2 protein-coding genes are annotated in these 4786 nt (G+C 76.9%); both read right to left on the bottom strand.

Features of this window, described 5'->3' with window-relative positions:
- The coding region (locus tag ACFV4N_RS39995; protein WP_499677899.1) for a non-ribosomal peptide synthetase at positions 1 to 2760 on the bottom strand (2760 nt) is incomplete at its 3' end.
- The coding region (locus ACFV4N_RS39990; RefSeq protein WP_499677898.1) for a condensation domain-containing protein at positions 2757 to 4786 on the bottom strand (2030 nt) is incomplete at its 5' end. The genes ACFV4N_RS39990 and ACFV4N_RS39995, both read right to left, overlap by 4 nt.

Raw genomic sequence — 4786 nt, 5'->3', positions numbered from 1 at the left:
CAGGTCGATCGAGCCCGCGGCGGTCGCGTAGGCGACCAGCCTCGGGTCGCCGGGGCGGTCCTCGCGGAGCACGACCGCGCACTGGAGCACCGACGGGTGCTCGCCGAGGACGGCCTCCACCTCGCCGGGTTCGACGCGGAACCCGCGCAGCTTCACCTGGTCGTCGGTCCGGCCGACGTACTCGAGCAGCCCGGCGGCCGACCACCGGACGCGGTCGCCGGTGCGGTAGAGGCGCGCGCCGCCCGCCTCGAACGGGTTGGCCACGAACCGCTGCGCGGTCAGGCCCGGCCGGCCCCGGTAGCCCCGGGCCAGGCCGGCGCCGGCCACGTACAGCTCACCCGCGGTGTTCGGCGGCACCGGCCGCAGCCAGGGGTCGAGCACGTAGCAGCGGACGTTGTCGATCGGCGGGCCCAGCTCCGCTGGCCGGTCGGCGCGGATCTCCCCGATGGTCGTGTCGGCGGTGCACTCGGTCGGGCCGTAGAGGTTGTAGGCGCGCAGACCGGGCACCGAGTTCAGGTCGGCCCGCAGCCCGACGCCGATGGTCTCGCCGCCCAGCACCACCACGGACGGCCGGTGCCGGCCCTCGTCGAGCAGGCCCGCGGCCACGAGGTGCAGGCACTCGCTGGGGGTCAGGTCGATCACGTCCACCCGCTCCCGGGCGACCTGCGCCGCGAAGGCCGCCGGGTCGAGCCGGGTCTCGTCGTCGACGAGGTGCATCTCGTGCCCGTGCGCGGCCATCCACAGGAAGATCCCCCACGAGGCGTCGAAGGAGAACGACGCCGTGTGGTCCATCCGCAGCCGGCGGCCCCCGACCGCCCGCACGGCGGGATCGAGCACCTGCCCGCGGTGGTGGTGCAGGAGGTTGGTCAGGCTGCCGTGGGTCACCAGGGCGCCCTTGGGCCTGCCCGTCGACCCCGACGTGTAGAGGATGTAGGCGCCGTGGGCCGGGGCGGTCGCGCGCGGGGGGTCGGTGGCGGGCCCGCGCTCCAGTTCGGCGCGGACCTCCGGCGCGTCGAGGACGACGACGCGGTCCGGGTGGGCGGCGGCCCGGTGCGCGACCGCGCCGGTGGTGACCACCAGCGCGGGATCGGCGTCGGCCAGCATGAACGCGGTCCGCTCGGCCGGGTAGTCGGGGTCCACCGGCAGGTACACCGCGCCCGCCTTGTGCACCGCGAGCAGCGCCACCACGGAGTCGACCGACCGCGGGACCAGCACGGCCACCACGACCTCCGCTCCCGCGCCCCGGGCGATGAGCGCCCAGGCCAGCCCGTTGGCCCGCGCGTCCAGCTCGGTGTAGGTCAACGACTCGCCCCGGTGCACCAGGGCCACCGCGTCCGGGGTGCTGCGGACCTGGGCGGCGAACAGGTCGGGCAGCACGTCGGCGGGGTGCTCGCGCGCCGTGTCGTTCCACGTCACCAGGACCTGCCGGCGCACGGCCGGGTCGAGGGTGTCCAGGTGGCCCACCGGCGCGTCGGGGTTCGCCACGACCGCGCCCAGCACGCGCAGCACGTGGGCGGCGATGTCCTCGGCCTCGGCCCGGTCGACGAGGTCGGGCCGGTGGTCGAGGAGGAACCGCAGGCCCGGGTCCGCCACGGCGACCAGGCCCAGCGGGTAGTGGGTGGCGTCGTAGCCGCGGGCGGCCGTGACGACCAGGTCGGCGAAGGTGCCGTCGGCGGCCGGGTCGGTGGGGTAGTTCTCGAACACGAACGAGGTGTCGAACAGCGTCGGCAGCCCGGTGACCGCCGCGACGTCGGCCGGGCCCAGGTGCTGGTGCGCCAGCAGCGCGGCCTGCTCGGCCTGGACCCTGGACAGCAGCGCGGCCACCGGCTCGCGCGGGTCCAGCCGCACCCGCACCGGCAGCGTGTTGACGAACAGCCCCACCATGTCCTCTACGCCGGCCAGTTCCGGCGGCCGGCCCGCGACCGTGGCGCCGAAGGCCACGTCCGAACGGCCGGTGCGCTCGGCGAGCACCAGCGCCCAGCAGACCTGGAGCACGGTGTTGGTCGTCAGCCCGTGGTCGCGGGCCAGGGCGGCCAGGGCGGCGGCCACCTCCGGCTCGGGGGTGAAGCTCAGCTGCCGGGGCGGGGCGGACGCGCGGGTGGCGTCCGGGTCGGCGACCAGCGTGGGCTCGCCGAAGCCGGCGAAGGCCCGCGCCCACGCCGCCTTCGCCGCCCCGGTGTCGCGGGAGGCCAGCCACCGCGAGTAGTCCCGGTGCGGGCGCACCGGGGGCAGGCCGCTCGCGTCGCCGCCCGAGCGGTAGAGCGCGACGAGGTCGCGCAGCAGCACCGGCATCGACCAGCCGTCGAGGACGATGTGGTGGTTGGTCAGCACGAACCTGTGGGCGCGCTCGCTGGTGCGCAGCAGGGCGCAGCGCACCAGCGGCGGCGAGCCGAGGTCGAACCGGCGCCCGCGGTCTTCCAGGACCTCCCGCTCGGCAGCGGCGGCGGGGTCGTCCTCGCCGCGCAGGTCCCGTTCCCGCCACGGCAGGACCGCCGTGCGGGCCACCACCTGGGCCCAGTCGCCGGTGCGCCGGCGGCGGAAGGCGGTGCGCAGCGTCGCGTGCCGGTCGACCAGCGCCTGCGCCGCGGACCGCAGCGCGCGTGCGTCGAGGTCGCCTTCGAGGTCGACGACCAGCTGGGCGATGTAGACGTCGGCGCCCGACTGCCCCTCGTAAGCGTGGTGGAACACCATGCCCTGCTGCACCGGCGTCAGCGGCAGGATGTCCTCGATGACCCGGCGGTCCTGGCTGGTTCGACTCACGCGCGCGTCCCCCACTCGGCTTCCAGTTCCTGTTCCCAGTCGTCGATCTCGTCCTGCGTCACCCCGGGCAGCACCACGTCGGACGGCGTGAGGCCGCCCGCGGTCGGGTCCGCGACGTGGGCGACCAGGTCGCGCAGCGCCGCGAACCACAGCTCGGCCAGCTCGCGCACCTCGGGTTCGCCCAGCAGCTCGCGCCCCCACGTCCAGGCCGCGACGAGCCGGGGCCCGTCCGCGCCGTCGCGGGTGAGCGCGTTCAGTTCCACGGCGTGCGCCAGCGGCAGCTCCGGCGGCGCACCGCCGCCCGCGCCGGCGACGTCGGGCACCATGCCCCAGTCCCCCGGTTCCTCCGCGAGGAGTCGTCCCAGGTAGTTGAAGCCCAGCTGCGGCGTCGCGGCGCCGGCCAGCCCCGCCCCCCGGTCGAGGTGGCGGAGCAGGCCGTAGCCCAGGCCGCGCCCCGGCACCGCCCGCAGCTGCTCCTTGACCTGCTTGAGCAGCCGTCCCGCGTCGCCGCCCGACGCCCCGGGCGCGGCGTCGAGGTGGAGCGCCACCGGGTGGACGGCGGTGAACCAGCCGACCGTGCGGGACAGGTCGGTTCCCGGGTAGGTCTCGTCGTGCCGCCCGTGCCCCTCGACGTCGACCAGGACCTCGGTCGACACGACGCCCCGAGCGCGGCGCCACTCGCGGACCGCGGCGGCGAAAGCGGTCAGCAGCACCTCGTCCACGCCGGCCCGGTACGCGGCGGGCACCGCGGTCAGCAGCGGCGAGGTGATCTCCGCCGGCAGGGTCAGCTGGACGATGCCGGCGGTGGCGTAGGTGTCGCGGGCGTCCGGTGCGCGGGTGCCGAGCAGGGGGTCGCGGCTGCGCACCACCCGTCGCCACCACGGGAGTTCGGCGGCGCGCGCCGGGCCGCGGGCGTCGTCGTTGACCAGCCGCGCCCAGCGGCGCAGCGAGGTGGTCACCGGGTCCAGCCCGACCGGCAGGCCGGCGCGGACCTGCTCGGCCGCGCGGGCCAGGTCACCGAGGAGGATGCCCCAGGAGACGCCGTCCACGGCGAGGTGGTGCGCGACCAGGAGGACGGTGCCCGGGGCCGCCGGGCCCGCGTCGCACCACACGACCCCCAGGACGGGTCCGGTGGTGGGGTCGAGCGAGCGGCGGACGCGGTCGGCGTGATCGCGCAGGAGTCGGTCCCGGGTAGCGGGGGCCGTCCCCGCCACGTCCAGCCGGTGCACCACGTCCTCGGCGGGCACCGCGCCGGGCGGGCGCACGTGGAGGCGCCAGGCGCCGCCCGGGTCCACGTCCACCCGCAGCCGCAACGCGTCGTGGTGGTCGAGGAGCGCGCCCACGGCGGCCACCAGTTCGTCCCTGCGCAGGCCGGCGGGGGCGCGCACGGCCATCGACTGGGTGAAGCCCGCGATCGGGCCCCCGCGCGCGGCCTGCCAGGCCACGATCGGCGTCAGCGGCACCTCGCCCACACCGGCGCCCGGTTCCTCCGCCGCGGCGGCGACCGCGCCGGAGACCTCGGCCAGCCGGGCCGGGGTCGGCCGCTCGAACACGTCGCGCACGGTCAGGACCAGCCCGGCGCGGCGGGCGCGGCTGACCAGCTGGATCGAGTGGATGCTGTCGCCGCCGAGTTCGAAGAACCCGTCCTCGGCCCCCACCGGCCGCGGCAGCCGCAGCACCTCGGCGAACAACTCGCACAGCACCGCCTCGCGGTGGGTGCGCGGCTCGCGTCCCGGCCGCGCGGTGACCTCGGGCTCCGGCAGCGCGGCGCGGTCCAGCTTCCCGTTGGCCGACAGGGGCAGCGCGTCGAGGACGACGAACGCCGACGGCACCAGGTAGTCGGGCAACCGGTCCACGAGGAACGCGCGGACCGCGTCGCGGTCGAGGGCGGCGCCCGCCGACGACACGAGATAGGCGACGAGCCTGCCCCGCCCCGACGCGTCCGCGCGCACCACGACCGCCGCGCGGCCCACGCCCGGGAACTCGCCGAGGACGGCCTCGACCTCGCCGGGCTCCACCCGGAACC

The sequence above is a fragment of the Actinosynnema sp. NPDC059797 genome, assembly GCF_042732085.1.
In the GTDB taxonomy this organism is placed as follows: Bacteria; Actinomycetota; Actinomycetes; order Mycobacteriales; family Pseudonocardiaceae; genus Actinosynnema.
Note: the sequence above shows the minus strand (reverse complement) of the source record. Positions and strands in the feature narration are given on the sequence as shown.